Genomic DNA, 18,585 nt, shown 5'->3' on the forward strand with positions numbered 1-18,585 from the left:
TCACCCGAAAATCCCCATCCGGCGCACCGGATCGGACAGCACATCGCGGATCAGCAGGCCCAGATCCGCGTCCGCTCCGACCGAGCTGTAGCGCAGCTCGCACTGGGCCTGCCCACCCGCGGACACGGTGAAACGGGTGAAGCCCTGGCCCGTTCGCTCCCATATCGCCTCCGCGCCGAGCTGATCCACTTCGATCGCCTGATCACCGACGCGCAGCACCAGGCCGTGCGGGGCGCGGTAGAAGACCACCGGGATGCCATCGAGATCGCCGTACACGCCCGATAGCGCGCCCGCGGCCATCGGGGCCGACTGCAACAGACCGGTACCGGGATCGAAGGTCGCGAACTCGCCGTAGCCGGAATGCGCACGGAGATAGATGGTCCCGTTCTTCGCGGGGCCGCCGCCCGCGCGCGGGAAGCGGCGGTCGGCACGGCCCGCGCCGTTACGCGCGCCGGAGTTGTTCGCGCCGTGGGGCGAGCCGCCCATCGGGGAGCCGCCCATGGGGCTGCCCGAACCGTTCGCCGCCGCACCGTTATTCGCGGTTCGGTCGTCCGAGGACGGGTCATGGGGCGTCGCGTCCGATGCGTTCGGGCCGAAACCCGGTGTGCCGAAGGGCGAACCCGGGCCACCGGGCATCGGGGTGAGCCCCGGACCGCCACCGCCCGGCGCGCCCGGCGCCGGGCGCTCACCGAGCGACTCCAGCAATCTGTTGATCGCGTCGGCCGGATCATTATGCGGCGGCGTACCATTCGCCGGGGTCGACGGATGCGCCGAACCCGGACTCTGCTGCCCGGGGAACTGGTTCGGTCCCGACTCCGGTCGCGACGGATACTGTTCCGCCTGCGGCCATCCCGGTGACGGTTGCGAACCATCCGGTGTCCCGCCTTGCGGAGGCCACGGCAGGCTCTCGGGCCAACCGGCGGGCGGATGCGGAATCCCCGGCGGCCAACCGGAACCCGGCTGCGGGATGCCCGGGGGCCAACCATCGGTCGGCGGCCACGGCATGCCGGGCGGCCACCCCTCCGGCGGGACCGGAATATTCGGCGGCACCGGCAATTCGGGCAGCTGCGGCGTGCCAGGCTGCGGCACCTCGGGCAACTGGGGAAGCTGCGGACTCTGCGGTTGCGGGATCGGCCCCGGCGTCGGGGTCGGCTGCGGATGCGGCCCAGGTCCGGGCGTCGGCTGCGGATGCGGTTGCGGATGCGGATGCGGATGCGGTTGCGGTTGCGGCTCAGGCTGCGGTCGCGGCTGCTCATCCTCGGGAGGCAACGTCCAGGGGTACGGCTGCCGAGACGGCTCCGGCGTGTACTCCGGCAGGTTGTAATCAGGCTCCTGATGCGGCACATGCGGCAGATGCGACCGCATATGCGCCCAATTCACCTCATCCGCAGGGTGCAGCACCTTCGAATCAGAATCGCCCGAATCCGGCCCGTCGGAGTCAGGACCATCGGAATCCGGTCCGTCAGAGTCGGGACCATCGGAATCTGGACCGTCCGAATCCGGACCATCGGAGTCGAGCCTGTCAGTGTCCGAGTTACGCGAGCCGGTACCGTCCGAGTCCGGGTCATGAGCATTGGGACCATCGGAATTTGTTGTACCGGAAGCGGAACCATCGGAATTCGAGGTGATTGGGCCCGGATTGTCCGGCACTGAACCGTCGCGGTCCGAACCAAGATGTTCAGGGGACACAGGCTTTTCACCGTCATCCTTGGTGCCGCCGACGTCACCCGCTTCGTCGCCGTTGGCTGCCCCGGTTCCGGTGTTCGCCTTCGGACTCTCGGGCGCAATGCTTTCCACGCCGGACTGCCGCAGCTCGGTTTCCACCGGGGCCGAGTGGGGTCGCGGTGCAGCGGGAGGCGGAGTTGCGGTGGAGGGTGGGGTTCCGCTGGGAGGCTGGTGCGTGTGACCAGCAGTTGATTGCTCGGGTGCCGACTGACCAGTCAGCGGCGGATGGGTGCCCGCGGGGCCGGTGGCAGCGCTCTGATGAGGGGTACCGGGCTGGCTCGTTTCCGCCGCCATCGGTGCGGCGGGGGTGGTATTCGGTTGTGCCGGTGTGGTTTCCGAAGCATGCGGGTGCGGTTCGATGGCGGGTGGGGTGGGTGCGTTGGCGGCCACCCAGTCGGCGAAGGCTTCGGCGGCGTGCAGGCGGTTGGCCGCGGCGTGCAGGCGGTCGAAGGCGGCGCCGGGGTCACCGTTGCCGAAGGTGACCGTGCGGGAGCGCAGGTCGGCCATGGCTTCGTCGAGGTGGACGAGGTCGCGTTCGCTGGTGTTGAGGCCGGTCACCTCGCGCAGATTCGCGATGGCCTGCCGCAGGTCGGTGCGAGCGAGATCGCGGGCGCGGTGGGCGGCGGCCTCCGGGGTGTCGGCGGCGGCGCGGGCGGCCGCTTCCAGGCGTCGCTGTTCGGCTTCCCAGCGGGAGAGGCGATCCTGGACCGCGTTGTGGCGTTCGGCGGCGTCGGCGAGCTCGAGGCGGGAACGGTCCGCGACCGACAGTTCGGTGTGCGGCGTGGCCGCGAGTTCGGTGCGGGTGGCGTCGATCCACTCGCGGGTCAGGTCGGCGCCGGTCAGCGGCAGACCCGTCGCCAGCGCGTCGCGGACTGCGGCGACGCCTATCAATTCCATTCGGGTGTCGCGGATTTCGCGGGCCGCGACCTGCTCCGGCGTCTGTCCCGCGTGTACGGCCGCGACGGTCCCGGTTTCGGCGGCGTCGAGGAATTCCTGTGCCAGCCGGTAGTGGTGTGCGGCATCGCGCAGCGGGACGAGTTCCGGCGTCCAGACATCGCCGCTCTCGTGCGCCATGCGCGACATGCGATCGACCTGATCGAGCACGCGGTCCAGGCCCAGGCGCGCCAGGCCCGGATCGGCCGCGATGACCGCTTCGAGTTCGGTACGCGCGGTGTCGAGTTGCCGCCGCCAGACATCGACCGGGGTCTCCTGCGGACCGGCCGCCGCGTCGATCGAACGGTTCAGCGCCGATTCCAGCTCGCGAACCCGGGCTTCGGCCCGGTTGTACTCGTGCGCGGCGTCGACCAGATCGGCGATGCGCTGTTCATGCCCGGGCAGCGTGCCCGCCTCGTGCGCGAGCCGGGTGCCCAGGTATTCCGCGGTACCCGGCAGCCGCTGCTCGGTGAGATCGCTCGCGCGCAGTGCGCGATTGTTCTCCAGATACACCCGTCCGATCGCGTAGTCGCGGCCGTCGCGCGCCAGGTCGAGGCGATGACGAGCCCGCGCGAGATCGTTCGCCAGTTGCCTCGGATCACCGTGCGGCACTTCGGGTTCGGCGGGCGCGATGAGCCTGCGATGCTCCTCCGCGAGCCGCTCCAGCAGGGTGATGTCGGCGTCGCGCGCCCGCACCTCGGCGCGCATGGTGTCGATGACCGCGGCCAGCTCGGACGCCTTGAGCCGCTCGTGCTTGTCGATCTTGCCATCGCGGTAGTACTCGTACACCTGGGCGTAGCGGACATCGCGGACCCGCTGGATCAGGCTCTCGAACTCCCGGGGTGTCAGCAGTCTGCGCTGATCGGTGACGCTGTCGCGGTAGTCCGCGTACGCCCTCGCGTTGTCGCCGCCGGAGCGCAGCGTGTTCAGCGCGTCGGTGAGCTGCCGGGGCGACATCCGATCGTGTAGTTCGCCGCCGTGGTTGGTGTAGACGCGCACCAGGCGCTCGACATTGTCGAGATCGAATCCGAGCAGTCGCCGCCAGACCTCCGACGCACCCGATGGGAAGTCGGAAGTTGGTGGCTCGCCGATGGATTCGCTCATCATCGCGCGCAGCAGCGCGGGCGCGTCGCTGTCGTGGATCGGCAGTTCGCCGTCCGCCACGCGCGGATCGGTGAACGGATCGAAACGCATATTCGAGCGGAAGGGATCGCGTCCGGACACCGTCTCGGCGTACTCGGTGAGCGCCGCCAACAGTCCCGGCCGTTCCGCGGTGCGGTACAGCAGATCGTTGATCGCTCGCAAAACCGCACGGGGACTGGTGGTCTCGGCGTCGGGGCCGTATCCGACGACCTCATTGTCCTCGAAGATGTGCTTTCGCCCGTACAGCTGCTCCGGATCGACGCCGAGGCGTTCGGCGAGCCGGTCGCGCGCCGCCAGTACGGCCGCCGCGTCGCCGGGACGATTCAGCGAATCCGCGTAGGCGAGTAGGTCTTCGACCGCCTGCAACCGGCGCGCGTTGCGCAGCCCGGGATCGGCCAGCGCGTGCGCGAGTGCCTCCGGGGTCAGCGCGTCCGGATCCAGTTTCAGACGGTGCGCCAGATTCTTCAGGGTGCGGTCGAGCGCGTGGAAGTTGTCGATGGCGTCGCTGCTGCGGATGAAGTCCGCCATACCTTCGATTTGCGCTTCGCGTAGGGCGTTGTCGTGACGCAGGCCCTCGATGATGGGGGCGATACCGGCGTCGAGGTCCATCTCGTAAACGGCCAGGCGGCGGGCGGCGGCATTGCGTTCCTCGAGCACGACGGCCGGATCGCGAGCGACGGCGGGCTGGTGCGCGGGCTCGGTATGCGGTTCCAGCGCACCGGGTTCCGGACGCACGAAGCGCCACGGGCCCTCACCGTCCCGGAGCATGACGCCGGGCAGCGGGCGGCCGTCATGGTTCAGCTCGTGGTAGTACGCCTCGGGCGGGCGGGCCGCCATCACGTAGGTGCCCTGCTCGTCGATGCCGACCATGCGGTAATGCAGTTGCAGCTCACCACTGTTGAGTTGTGCGCCGATTTCGGGATGGGCGGTCAACGCGTCGGCGAGGCGGATGTCGTGATCGCGGGTGCCGCGAATCACGATGAGCCGGTGCGGATCTCCAGGATGCGCGCCCGGAATCACGCCGACGCCGGGTGCGAGCTGGATTCCGCCCTGCGCGTCCAGCCATTCGCGTGCGACGCCGTCGGCCATCTCGGTCAAGCGGTCGCGGGCGAGGGTGTCCTCGCGCAGGAAATCCTCCATGGCGCCGGACAATTCGGCGAGCCGGTCGATGCGGTCGCGCACATCGATCCGCAGATCGCCGATGGCGTGGTCGATGCCCGCCTGCGATTCCAGTTCCCGCAGGCTGACGCCAAGCAATTGCGCCCAGTTGGAGCGCTCATCACGGATCTGGTCGCGCCGCAACGCGTCCTCGAACAGCTGTCCGGCGCGGGTGCCGGGGTGTTCCTGATCGAGATCCTCGAAGTGCCGGACCCATTCGCCGCCATTGTTGGCGCCGTTGAAATCGAGTGCTCGCACCCCGGGTTCGCGGGGCCGCCATTCGAGTGAATCGTCCTCGGGGTCGATACCGAACTCCTCGCGCCGCCGCTGGGCGCGTTCGACTTCGCGGGCCAGGGCATCCGCGTGGTGCGATTCGCGCACGTAGCGGCCGAGCGGATCATTGTCGAGGAAGCTGACGGGGTTGTACGGCACCGCCTCGTTCTGCAAGTGGAAACGGGTGGCGGCGTCGCGCAGCGCTTCGATCGCGCCCGCGCGGCGCATGAGCTGAGCGGTCTCGGCATTGAGCAGGCGGTGCAGATCGGCCCGGGTGAGATCGGTCAGATCGATGCGCTGCTCGCGGGCCACCCGCACCAGCTCGGCCAGCGCCGCTTCCCGGGCGTCGACGGCGGCGGTGACCGGTTCGGGCATGCGCGGGCCCCAGTCCCGCTGCTGGTGCACCGGGGGCAATTCCGGTTCCGGTAGGGCGCGCGGGGCCGGGGGCTCGTCGCCCTCGACGGGAAGCTCGGCGATGCGCAGGCTTTCCTCTACCTCGGCGCGCAACAGCGGGTCGGCTTCGGTGAGCCAGGGGCGGTATTCCTCACCGTCCCGCATATGCATGGGGACCACGGGGGCGGAGATGTCGCGGACCCGGCCGGTCGGCTGCCACAGCGGCATCAGCTCGCGGTCCTGGATGAGCGTGCCCAGCTCCTTCGCGATCCGGAGCGGATTGAAATCGGCTTCGTTGTCCATCGCCGAGAGGCCGTGGTGGTCGGTCGCGTCGCCGAAGCCGCGGGCCAGGTTGATCTGACCCTTGCGGTCGAAGCCCGAACCCGAGGGGTATTTCGGTGTGTGCGAATGGAATCCGTGCATCATGCGACGCCACATGCGACGCAGCAGACTCGGTCGCGGCTTCTCGGCTTCCCCCTGCGGGGTGGTGCGGATCGGCAGGTCCGGGCGGGAGGTCAGCGCGACGCCGCGGGTGCCGTCGGGGTTTTCGGTAATGCTGACGTGTACGCGGTCGCCGCCCACCTCGACCACCCCGCGGGTGATGTTCGGCTCCGCGATGTGTGCGGTGGCCGCCACCAGGTCCGCGATATCGGATGCGCGGCGCAGGGTTTCGGCTCGCAGGTCGGCGAGTGTGGTGTCCATGCGCGCCGGGGTGAGGCGTTCCGGATCGACCCGGAGGCGGCGGGCCCAATCATCGCGATCGGCCGCGGCGCGGGCCCGGGCTTCGGGATCGGTCGCGGCGTCGTGGTGTTGGGCGGCCTGGTCCAGGGCTTCGATCGCGCCCGCGCGCAGCAGGTTTCGGAGTTGGAGGTCCCCGGCGAGCTCGTACAGGCGCGGTGGGGTGCGGTCGGCCTCGGACAGGCGCAGGCGGTCCGCGATATCGGTGCCCAGCTCCCGGAGCGTGAGCGAGCGCGGTTCCGCGTGCGGCGCTGGACGATTCGTGCCGTCCCAGGGGTCGAGCGGGGTTTCCCCGGGCGCGGGCAGGCGCACCGTCTCCGCCCTCGCCGAATCGGGATGGGGCACGGTCGGATTGGGATCCGAGCCCAGTTCAGTTGCTCGCGAAAGCCTTTCGTCTAGGTCGAGGGCGCGATGCGCACCGTCGATGGCCTGCAATTCGGCCGGGGTAACCTCGGTGCGCCAGAACTGTTCACCGCCGTAGAGTTCCTCCACGGTGAGCGGGCGGAAATCGTCCGGCCTCATGGCCGAGGGCGGAACACCCAGGTCGGGATCACCCAAATGGCTTCGCGCGCGTGCCATCTCGGTCAGTTCCCGCAGTGCGCCGAGCGGATCTCCATGGCGGGTGATGGCCTGCCCGAGCCCGAGTTCCGCCGCGAGCCGCCGAACGTACGTCTCCGCCGCGGGCGGCAACTGCGCGCCGGGCGGTCCGGCGGGCGACTGCCGCAGGAAGTCCGCCACCGCCCGCAACCCGGCCGACGCCACCGCCGGATCAACCGGCGCGGCCGGGATCTCCATGGTCACCGCCTCCGCCGAATGCGGATCCACCAGCGTCGGCGTCTCCGCCACCTCCGGGCGGGAAAGCTCCTGCGTCTCCATCGAATCCGGATCGAACGGAGTCTGCGTCGCCTCCGGCCGGGAAAGTTCCTGCGTCGGCACCGAATCCGGATCAACCAGCGCCTGGGTTTCCACCGAATCCGGCCGGTTCAGCTCCTGGGTCGGCACCGAGTCGGGGTCGGCCGCCTCCTGTGTCGCGGCCGAATCCGGACGGGTGAGTTCCTGGGTCGGGACGGAATCCGGGTCCGGGGCGGACTCGGGAAGGCCGCGGTTGGGGTCTGGCGTACCGGCTGCGGGGTCTGTGGTGGACGGCGTGGATTTCGGTTGCGGGGTGGGGGTTTCGGGGGTTTCCGCTGCCGGGGTGGCGGGACGGATCGGGGCCGGACCGGGGGTGGGAGAACCGCCGGGGGTTGGGTCGTGCGGCGGGCCGGAAGGGCCCGGATCGGTTGGGTTGTCGTCGGATGAGGAGTGCGGGCCTTCGTCGGGCTCCGAGGGGGACGGCGTGCGCGGCGGGTGGTTCGGAGGTGTTCCCTCGCCGGAGCCGCCGGTTTGGGTGGGTGGAGCCGGAGTTTCGGCGGGGTTCGCCCATTCGATGCGGGGGTCGATCGGGCGGGGTGCGGGGGTGGTGGGTTCGGGGGTGGTGGCGGCTACCCACTCGCGGAAGTCATTGGCGCGGTGGAGTTGTTCGGCGGCGGAGCGGAGTTGGGTGAAGGCGTGGGCGGGATTGGTGCCTCGGGGGGCTATAACGGTGCGGGACAGCAGGTCTCGCATGGTGGTGTCGAGATGTTCGGGGGTCAGGGCGGATTCGGTGGTGGTCAGGCCGGTGGCGGCACGCAGATCGGTGATGGCTTCGCGCAGGGCGGTGCTCGCGGCATCGTGGGCGCGCTGGGCGGCGGCGGACGGGGTGTCGGCGGCCATGGCGGCGGCGACCGATTGGCGGTGTTGTTCGGCTTCCCAGCGGGCGACTCGATCCGCCGCGCGATGGTGGCGTTCGGCGGCATCGGCCAGATCGAGCCGGGCGCGGTCGGCGGCGGGGAGACCGGGACGGTGGGCGTCCGCGAATTCGGCTCGGGTGGCTGCCACCCAGGCGGGGGTGAGGTCGGCGGGTGTCAGCGCGCTGCCGATCAGGGCGATATTGCGGGCGGCGTCGGCGGCCAGCAGTTCCAGGCGGGCGTCGGTCAGGCCGCGTTCGGCGGACTGTGCCGGCGTCTCGGAGGCGTGGTTGTCCGCCACGGCTTCGATGTGCGCGGCTTCGAGGAACTGCTGGGCGTGCTGGTAGCCGTGCACCGCGTCGCGCAGCGGTATGAGTTCGGGGGTCCAGACATCGGCCGGGTCGAGCGGCATGCGGGAGAGACGATCGACCTGGGCGACGACCCGGTCCAGGCCCGCCTGCGCCAGGCTCGGATCGGCGTCGATCAGCGCTTGCAGATCCGCCGTGGCGGAATCCAATCGACGCTGCCAGAGGTCGACCGGGGTTTCGGTGGGGCCGAGTTCGTCCGCGACCGCGCGCGAGAGTTCGGCCTCCAACTCCGCCACCCGGGTCTCGGCGCGCGAGTATTCACCCGCCGCCGCAACCAGATCCGCGATGCGCTGGTCATTGGCGGGCAGTGTCCCGCCCTCCTCGGCATTGCGGGTGCCGAGGTAGTCGGCGGTGCCGCGAATGCGTTCGGGGGTGAGGTCGCTGTCGGTGATGGGCCGGTTGTCCTCCAGATACATCCGGCCCAGGGCATGGTCGCGGCCGTCCCGCGCCAGGTCGAGCTCGTGCCGGGCGGCGGTCAGCTCTCCGGCGAGTTCCTCGGTATTGCGCTGCGGCGGGGTGGGTTCCGGTGGCCTGGTGAGGTCGTTGTGCTCCTTGGCCAGGCGCGCCAGGGCCCGGATATCGGCCTCGCGGGCGGCACCCTCGGCGCGTAGCGTCTCGACCGTCTCGGCAAGCTTCTCGGGGGTGAGCCGCTCATGCTTGTCGATCTTGCCGTCGCGGTAGTACTCGTAGACCTCGGCGTAGCGCGCATTGCGCGAACCCTCGACGGTCTGAATGAAGTCCGCCTCGGAGAACAGGTTTCGCCGATCGGTGACCGAGTTCCGGTACTCCTCGTAGGCGGCGTGCATATCGCCGTCGCCGTCCAGGGTGCGTAGCGCGCGGTCCAGTTGCGCCGGGCTCATCCGGTCGTGCAACGCGGTCGCGAGCGTCTTGTAGATCTCGACGGTGCGCGGAATATTCGTCAGGTCCACCCCGAGCAGGCGCGACCAGACGCGCGCCGCCTGCGACGGATTGTCGGAAGTCGGTGGCTCGCCGATGGATTCGCTCAGCAGCGGACGCAACAGCGCCGGGGCGTCCCGATCGTGGATCGGCACCGCACCGTCGGCCGCGCGCGGATCGTTGAACGGATCGAACCGCAGGTCCCGGTGGAACGGGTCGAGATCGCTGAGCGCGCCGACGTATTCGGTCAGGGCGGCGAGCAGTTCGGGATTGTCGCCCGAACGGTGCAGCAGATCGTTGACCGCGCCGAGCAACTCCTTCGGGTTGGTGCCCTTGGGATCCGGGTTCTTCGCGACGATCTCACCGCGTTGCGGATCGACCTTGAACTTGCTGGAGTACAGCTCCTCCGGCTCCACGCCGAGCCGGTGCGCCAGCCGATCCCGCGCCGCCAGCACCGCACCGGTGTCCACGTTGTCGCGCAACAGTTTCGCGTAGTCCAGCAGATCGCCGAGCGCCTGCAGGCGGCGCACCCGGCGCACACCGGGATCGGCCATCGCCTCGGCAAGTCGACTGGGGGACAGCGTTTCCGGGTCCAGGTTCAGGCGATGCGCGAGATTGTTGAGTGTGCGATCCAGGTCGTGGAAGTTGTCGATGGCGTCGCTGCTGCGGATGAAGTCCGCCATGCCCTCGACCTGTGCGGCGCGCAGCGCACTGTCATGCTCCAGTGCCCGGATGGTCTCATCGAGGATGCGGCCGGGGCCCAGATCCAGGTGGTAGACCGACAGGCGCGCCGCGACCTCATTGCGTTCGGCGCGAACCACATCCGGATCACGGGGTATCGCGGCCGCCGTGCTCGGTTCCGCGGGTGCGACCGGGTCCGGGGTGGCCTGCACGACCCGCCACGGGCCGTCGGCATCGCGGAGCATGAGCATCGGCATGCGTTCGCCGTCGACGGTGGCCTCATGGTAAAGCGCTTGTGGCGCTTCACGTTCCATGATGTGCGGCTGGCCGTCATCGGTCAGGCCGACCACGCGGTAGTCGAGTCGCAGGTCACCGCGATTGAGTTGTGCGCCCAATTCCGGGTTTTCGGCCAGCGCGTCGACCAGACGGTGATGATGGTCGATATCGCCGCTGATGACGACCAGGCGGTTGGGCGCGCCCGGATGGTCGCCGGGGTGCACCCCGACACCCGGGGCGAGCATGACGCCGCCCTGACCGTCCACCCAGGCGTGCGCGGCGATATCGGCCACTTCGGTGGCGCGGGCGCGGGCTTCGGCGTCCAGCCGCTGGAAGGTGTCGACCGCGTCGACGAAGTCGTGCAGCCGGTCCGCGTTATCGCGCATATCCATGCGCAGGTCGGCGATGGTGTGCCGGATCTGCTCCGGGGTTCCGAGCTGATCCAGCGGAACACCGAGCAGCTGAGCCCAATTGGAGCGCTCATCGCGGATCTGGTCGCGCATGAGCGCGTCCTCGAAGAGCCTGCCCTCGCGGCCGTCGTACATGCCGTGGTACGGGTCGTCGAAGTGCCGGGCCCATTCGCCACCGTTGTTGACCCCTTCCGCGTCGAGCACCGAGGCGCGCGGTTCACGCGGCCGGAATTCGAGCGAATCGTCATCGGGATCGGCGCCCGCCTCCTCGCGACGGCGTTGTGCGCGTTCCTCTTCCACGCGCAGCGCCTCGGCGTATCGGGTTTCGCGGACGTAGCGCCCGAGCGGGTCCTTGTCGAAGAAGCTGACCGGGCTGTAGGGCACGCGCTCGTTCTCGACGGCGTAGCGCAGGGCGGCATCGCGCAGCGCTTCGATCGCACCGGCGCGGCGCATGTGCTCGTAGGTTGCGTCCTCGATGGCGCGGCGCAGGGTCGCGGGCTCGGCATCGGTGAGCGCGATGGTGTGGCGATCCGGGGCGTTGTACCGCGTGGCCGCCTGCACCAGATCGGCGAGGGCGGCATCGCGCGCGTCGATGGCCGACACCAGCGGTTCGGGCAGGTTCGGGCCCCAATCCCGCTCGCCGGGGGCCTCCAGGCGCGGTTCTCGCGAATTCTGCCGGGCGTTATCGGGATTCGAAGTGGATTCCAGTTCGGGCCGGCCGTGTTCCGGCTCTGAGCGCGCTTGTTCGGCGGCGGCGCGGGCGTAGTCCTCCTCGGTGGGCAGGCCCGCCAGCCGTAGCGACTCCTCCACTTCGGCGCGCAGCACCGGATCGGCCTCGGTGTACCAGGGCTGGTATTCCTCGCCGTCGCGGGTGCGCATGGGCACGACATCGACGGAGATATCGGCGATGCGGCCGGTGAAACGCCACAGGATCGGCATGCGCTCGCGATCCTTGTAGATGGTGATGATTTCCTTGGCGGCGCGGACCGGATTGAAATCGTCGTCGATATGGGCGAGGACATCGTTGTGGATGAGTTCGCCCAGGCCGTGGGTGAGGTTGACCTGGCCCTTCTTGTCCCAGCCCGAACCGGACGGGTATTTCGGTGTGTCGGCGTGGAATCCGCCCATCATGCGCTGCCAGATGCGGCGCAGCAGGCCGGGGCGGGGTTCGGCCTTTGCCGCGTCCGGGACCGCCGGGACCGGGAGGTCCGGGCGCGGGACGACCTCGGCGCGGCGGGTGCCGTCGGGCGATTCGGTGACCAGCACGTGCACGCGATCGTCACCTGCGGCGAGCACCAGGCGACGGCCTTCGGCCGGGTCCGGGGCATGGAAGGTGGTGGCCAGCAGATCGGCGACATCGGCTGCGCGGCGCAGGGTTTCGTCGTGCAGGGCGGCGAGGGTGCCGTCGCGGTGCGCGGGGTCGAGACTGGTTCGATCGGTGATGCCGAGCAGGCGGGCCCATTCGTCGCGGTCGGCGGCCAGGCGGGCGCGGTCGCCCGGGTCGGTGGCCTGGTCGTAGTGCCGCATGGCGTGGTCGAGCGCGTCGATGGCACCGGCGCGCAAGGCATTTCGAACCTGTAGCTCGCCCGCGACATCGGTGAGGTGTTGCGTGGAGCGCTGTTCATCGGTGAGGCCGAGTCGGTCGGCGATCTCGGTGCGCAGCTCGTCGAGGGTGCGAACCTGCGGATCCTGATGCGACAGATCACGATTCACCGTCGACCAGGGTTCCAGCGCGAGATCCGGACGCGGGCGACCGGACGGCTCGGGCCGCGCCTGCGGTGACAGCGCCCGCTCACGCTCGGCCGCGGTCAGCTTGCCGAGATCCTCGCCGCGCATCGACACCGGCGGACGACCGCGCTCCGGATCACCGAAATGCCCACGCGCACGCGCGGTCTCGGCTACCTCGCGCAGTGACCCGAGCGGATCGGAATGCCTGCGCATCGCCTCGCCCAGGCCGAGGTCACGCGCCAACTGCCGCCCGTACGCATCACGACTCGGATCGCGCGGACCCGCCATCGCACCGGGCGCGTCGCGCAGATGGTCGGCCAGCGCCCGCAACGCGGGCGAGGCGACCGCCGGATCAACCACCCGCTCCGGCGGCACAGCCCCCGGCGCGATCTCCAGGGTCTGCGTCTGCCCCGCTTGCGGATCAGCCGAATTCTGCTGGGTCACGGCAGGATGCGTCGGCGGATCATGAACGGCCACTTCACCCGTCGGTGCCTGCCCACCCGGCAGCTCGACCGTCGGCGCTTCGCCCGCCGGACCCAGTTCAACGGTCGGGGCCTCACTCAGCGGACCCAGCTCAACAGTCGGCCGCTCACTCGGCGAACCGAGTTCAACCGTCGGGGCCTCACTCGAGGGCGTTCCGGCTTCAACCGGATTCACCTCGATTGTCGGTGCCTCGCTCGGCAGCACCGCGAACTTGGCGGTATCCACCTCGACAGTCGGCGATTCACTTGCGGACAGACCAGGGTCGGCCGCCTCGCCGAGATCACCGCGATCGGACCAGGCGATTCGCGGATCGACGGGCAGGGGCAACTCGGCCTCGGACCGAGTTGGATAGTCCGCCCAGTCGATTCGCGGATCGGTGGGGGGAGGAACCTCGGGGTCGGGGTGGGGCGAATTGTCCGCCCACTCCACCCGAGGGTCGGTTGGCGGAGAAGCCTCGGTATCGGGGCGGGGTTGGTAATCGGCCCAATCGACGCGGGGGTCGGTGGGTTGGGTTGTGGAGGAGGGGGTTTCCCCTTCGTCGGCGGGTGGGCGGGCGGCGTCGGAGTCGGTGTCCGGGCGGGTGGGGCCGGTGGGGCGGACAGGGTTTCCGTCGTCGGAGGGGCCCTGGTCGCGGGGGCCGTCGGAGGGGGGTTCGGGGGTGCCGGGGTCGGGGCGGCCGCCTGCGCGTTCCCAGAGGAAGTCGGCGCGTTCGGCGGCGATGCGGGCCACGTCCTCGGCCGCGGCGGCGCGGAAGTTCGCCCAGCTTTCGGTGGTGCTGCCGGGCTCGCTCTGGGCGGCGATCTCGCGCAGCCAGGTGGCGTGGTCGGATTCCATGCGGGCCACCCAGTCGGCCTGCAGCGCCAGTTGGCGCTTGAGCCACGGGGAACCCTCCGGATCGGAGGACGACGCGGACAGCGGGGGGTCGGTGGGCGGTTCGCCACCGCCCGCGCCGTCCGGGTTCGGCTCGGGATCGGTTGACTCCGGGGCGGTATCCCGCGGTGCCGCACCGTCTCCGGAGGGAGAATGAGCGGCAGCCGGGGCCCCACCCGTCCCATCGGAACCGCCCGGACGTGCCGGCGATGGGCCTTCCGGCCCGGAATCCGTTGGCGCATCGGGGTTCTGGGGCGGTTCGCCGCCATCACCATCGGTGCGCCCCGGGTAGTCGGCCCAATCGATACGCGGATCCGTTCGCGACCCATCCGAATCCGGGCGCGGATAGTCCGCCCAGTCCACGCGCGGATCAGGTCGGGACGCATCGGATTCAGGGCGCGGGTAATCCGCCCACTCAACACGCGGGTCGGACTGAGTCGGTTCCGAATCGGGTCGCGGATAATCCGCCCAAGCGACGCGCGGATCCGGGACGGGAGTCTGCGGGTCGGGGCGTGGGTAGTCGGCCCAGGCGGCGCGGGGATCGGTGGGGGGTGTGCCGGGGGCGGTGGGGGTGAGGTTGTCGGCTACCCAGTGGGCGAACGCGTCGGCTCGGTGGAAGTCGGTTGCGGCGGTGTGGAGTTGGGTGAAGGCGGCGGCGGGGTCGCCGAGGTCGAAGCGGACCTGGCGGGATTGCAGGTCGGCCATGGTTTCGGCGAGCACGTCGGGGGTGAGGTCGGATTCGGAGGTGCGCAGGCCGGTGATCTCACGCAGGTTGGTGATGGCTTCGCGCAGGGCGGTGCGGGCGGTGTCGCGGGCCCGGTTCGCGGCGTCGGTGAGGGGTTCGCGGGCGGCCGCGGCGGCGGATTCGACGCGAGCGAGTTCGGCTTGCCAGCGGGATACGTCGGCCCTGGCGTGGTCGACACGGTTTGCGGCGGCGGCCATTTCGGCCAGGGCCTGGGGATCGGTGGTGCGGGGACGGGACGGTGCGGTCGGGTCATTGCCGTCACGCCCGATATTGGTGATGTCACGCTGCAATTCGGCTGTGCGCAGGTCGAATTCGGCGTCCGCCAGGCCACGCCGCGCTGCCTCGTGCGGAGTCTCGCTCGCGTGCATGGCGTCGACCGCCGCCGATTGCGCCGCGGCCAGACCGTTTTCGGCGAGATGCACGCGCCGGGTGGCATCGACTATGTCCTGGATTCGATCCTGCCAGGCGGCCTGCTGCTCCACCGGAAGGCGGCGTTCGGCCACACCGTCGATGGCCGCGACATAGTTCTCGGGGGTGAGCTCGGCCGGGTCGAGCGGCAGGCTGCCGATCACCTCGCGCAGCGCGGTATTCGCGGTGTCGAGTTCGGAACGCCACGCTTCGATGGTGGTGTCGCCCGGACGCACGGTCGCCGATACCGCCGCGTCCAGTTCGGCCTGGAGCGCGGCGACGTGGTCGACGAGCCGGTTGTGCTCCTCGGCGGCGGCGCGCAGCACGCCAACCCGCTGGTCGATCTGCGCCTGTGAGGTGCCGACAGGTTCCCGCGTGGCCAGGTAATCGAGCGTGCCGTTGAGCCGGCCCGGCGTCAGATCGGAGTCGCCGATCGGCCGCGCGGTGTCGACCGGCACCTGATCGAGCGCGTAATCCCTACGGACCCTGGCACTGTCGAGATCGGCACGGGCCTGCCCGAGATCAGCCGCCAGCTCGCGGGTGTCGGTGCGCGGGGGCGCGGGAGCGGGTTCGGTGAGCGCGTTGTGCTCGGCGGCGAGCCGGGCGAGTTCATCGATATCGGCGGTGCGCGCGCGGACCTCTTCGCGCAATGTCCCGAGCACCTCGGCGAGGTCCGCCGGGGTGAGCCGCTCATGCTGGTCGATCTTGCCGTCGCGGTACACCTCGTACGCCTTGGCCCAGCTCGCGGGATCCTCACCGAGTTGCAGACCCAGCAGCCGCGACCACGCGTCGGCCGCCAGCGAGGGCGCGTCCGAGGTCGGCGGCTCCCCCACCCGGTCGGTGACCAGATCCCGCAGGGCGGGCAGCGCGCCCCGCTTGTGAATGGGCAGCTCGCCCTCCGCGATTCGCGGATCGGTGGCGGGGTCGAAGCGCAGGCCATCGGTGAAGGGATCGATCCGGCCCAGCGCGGAGGCGTATTCGGTAAGCGCGGCGAGCAGAGCCGGGCGATCGCCGGGACGGTGCATCAGGTTGGCGATGGCGTCCTGCAGCGCCGGCGGATGGATGCCCTTCGGATCCGGCTCGTAGCGGGTCAGGTCCTTACTGTGCTTGTTGGGCAGCAGGTCCTCGGGTTCGAGGCCGAGTCGCACGGCCAGGCGGTCGCGCGCGGCCAGCGCCGCCGACTCATCCAGTCCGCGCAGCAGTTTGGCGTAGCTCGCCAAATCCTTGACCTGCTGGGCACGCAGCACCGCGGGGGTCTTCGGATCGGCGAGGCGCTCCGCGAGCAGTTCGGGGGTCAGATCGTTCGGATCGACGCGCAGGCGGTTCGCCAGTCGATCCCGGGCCCCGTCCAGACTGTGGAAATTGTCGATGGCGTCGGTGGTGCGGATGAAATCCGCCATGCCCTCGATCTGGGCGGCGTGCAACGCGTTGTCGTGATGCAGTGCCGCGATGGTGTCCTCGAGGCGGGCCGAGTTCAGGTCCATGTGGTACTGCGTGAGCCGCGCTGCGACCTCATTGCGCTGCTCGCGCACCAGGTTCGGATCGCGCGGCGGCTCCGAGCCCAGCGCCGACTCATGCCGCGGGACAGGCGCGTCCAAGCCGGGCGAGACGGCACGCCACGGCTCGTCGTCGGTGCGCAGCATGGTTACCGGCATGGCGCGATCGTCGATATCGACATGCTGGAAGCGCGCCTCCGGTGGGCGCTCACTCTCCAAGATGTGCACCTGACCGGCGTCGTCGATCAGTGCCAGCCGGTAATCCAGTTGCAGCGCACCGGAATTGAGTAGTTCGCCGATATGCGGTTGCTCAGCCAGGAAACCGGCGAGATGCGCATCGTGATCCTCTTCACCGCGCATGACGACCAGGCGGTGCGGGTCGCCGGGAGCATCACCGGGGTAGATGCCAACGCTCGGGTCGAGGGTCACCCCGCCGCGCTCGTCCACCCAGCCGTGCGCGAGATCGTCCACCAGCAGTTGCCGCTGGTCGCGCGCCACCGTATCGGCATGCAGGAAATCGTCGACGGCCGTGGAGAATTCGTGCATCGCGTCGAGCCGGTCGCGCATATCCAGGCGCAGTTCGGCGAGTGTGCGATTGAGCCTGTCCGGTGTCAGCGCGTCCAATTCGACACCGAGCAGCTGCGCCCAGTTCGAGCGCTCATCGCGAATCTGGTCCCGCAGCAGGGCATTGCGGAAGAGCACACCCTCCTTGCGGGTGTTCATCTCGTCACCGGACAGGTCGTCGAAGTCGCGGCCGGGTTCGGCGCTGTTGTTGACGCCCTCCCACCTGAGCAAAGCGGTTCCGTCGCCGCGGGATTCGGCGACCTCGCGCAGGAATCTGCTCAGCGGGTCGTTGTCGAAGAAGCTCACCTCGTCGCTGTAGGGGATGCGAGCGTTCTCGGTGTTGTAGCGCTGTGCGGCGCTGGCCAGGCCCTCGATCGCGCCCGCCTGGCGCAGGGCCAGATAGTTGGCTTCATCGAGGGCGTTACGCAGTCCTTCGGCATCGACCTGGGTCAGGTCGATATCGGCGCGGCCGGCCTGGCGGATCAGCTCGCCGAGCGCGGCTTCGTGCGCGTCCAGGGCGGCCGCGAAGGGTTGCGGCAGTGCGGGATCGCGCGGGGGATGCGCGGTGTTCTCCGGATCGCCGTGCACCGCAGTCGGTTCCGTCTCGGTGCGACCGGTTGCGGGATCCGGATGCACCGGGCCGGATTGAGGCTCGGTATGAGTGGGATCCGGGTGCGCCGCGCCGGATGAAAGCTCGGGATGCGCTGCGCCGGTAGGAAGCTCGGGGTGCGCGGGGCCCGCCGGGAGTTCCGGCTTGCCGGCATCACGCAGACGCAGGCTCTCCTCCACCGCGGCACGGAGCTTGGGGTCGGCCTCGGTGAGCCACGGCTGGTATTCGCCGCCGTCCCGGGTGCGCATCGGGACCGCGCTCGCCGCCACATCGGCGATTCGGCGGCTGAGCAGGCGCAATAGCGGCATGCGCTCGCGCGCCTTCCAGATCGTCGCACCTTCCTTGCCGACGCGCATCGGGTTGAAGCCCTCCTTGAAGGCTTCCATATCGTGGTTGTGCAGCACGTAGCCGAGTTCCTTGACCACGGAGGCCACATACTTGCTGTCCTGCTTGGAACCGGAACCGTACTTGGGCGAGTAGCCGCCGTATCCGCCCTTGAACGCGTCCCACAGCTTGCGCAGTAGCGAGCGGCGCGGCGGCTCGGTCGCTGGGGCCGGGGTTGACGGCTGTTCGGGAAGTGCCGGGCGAGTAGCCATTTCGATGCGCTGCGCGCCGTCCGGGTCGGTGTGCACGCGCACGTGCACACGCTCACCGTCCGCTTCCAGGACCATATGGCGGCTGTCGGAGGTATCGCCGGTGTAGTTCGCGGCGGCCACCAGATCGGCGACATCCTCTGCGCGGCGCACGGTTTCGGCGCGCAGCTCGTCGAGCAGCGCGCCCCGATGCTCGGGTGCCAGGCGGTCGGCGTCTGCGCCGAGACCGAGACGGCGCGCCCATTCGTCGCGCAGAGCCGCGATCTCGGCCCGATGCGCCGGATCGGTGGTCTGATCGTGTCGCTCGGACAGGCGGGCAAGTTCCTC

The 18,585-nt window shown here is 70.0% G+C and carries 1 protein-coding gene (cut by a window edge); it reads right to left on the reverse strand.

What is annotated here, in order from left to right:
• Positions 1-18,585 carry the 3' portion of a hypothetical protein gene (locus AB0L82_RS25040; protein ID WP_364640957.1) on the reverse strand. Its footprint extends 11,568 nt past the window's final position, so only the last 18,585 of its 30,153 coding nucleotides appear in the window; its start codon lies off the right edge, out of view; the stop codon is at positions 1-3.

It is taken from the genome of Nocardia sp. NPDC052001, from assembly GCF_040680615.1.
GTDB lineage: Bacteria > Actinomycetota > Actinomycetes > Mycobacteriales > Mycobacteriaceae > Nocardia.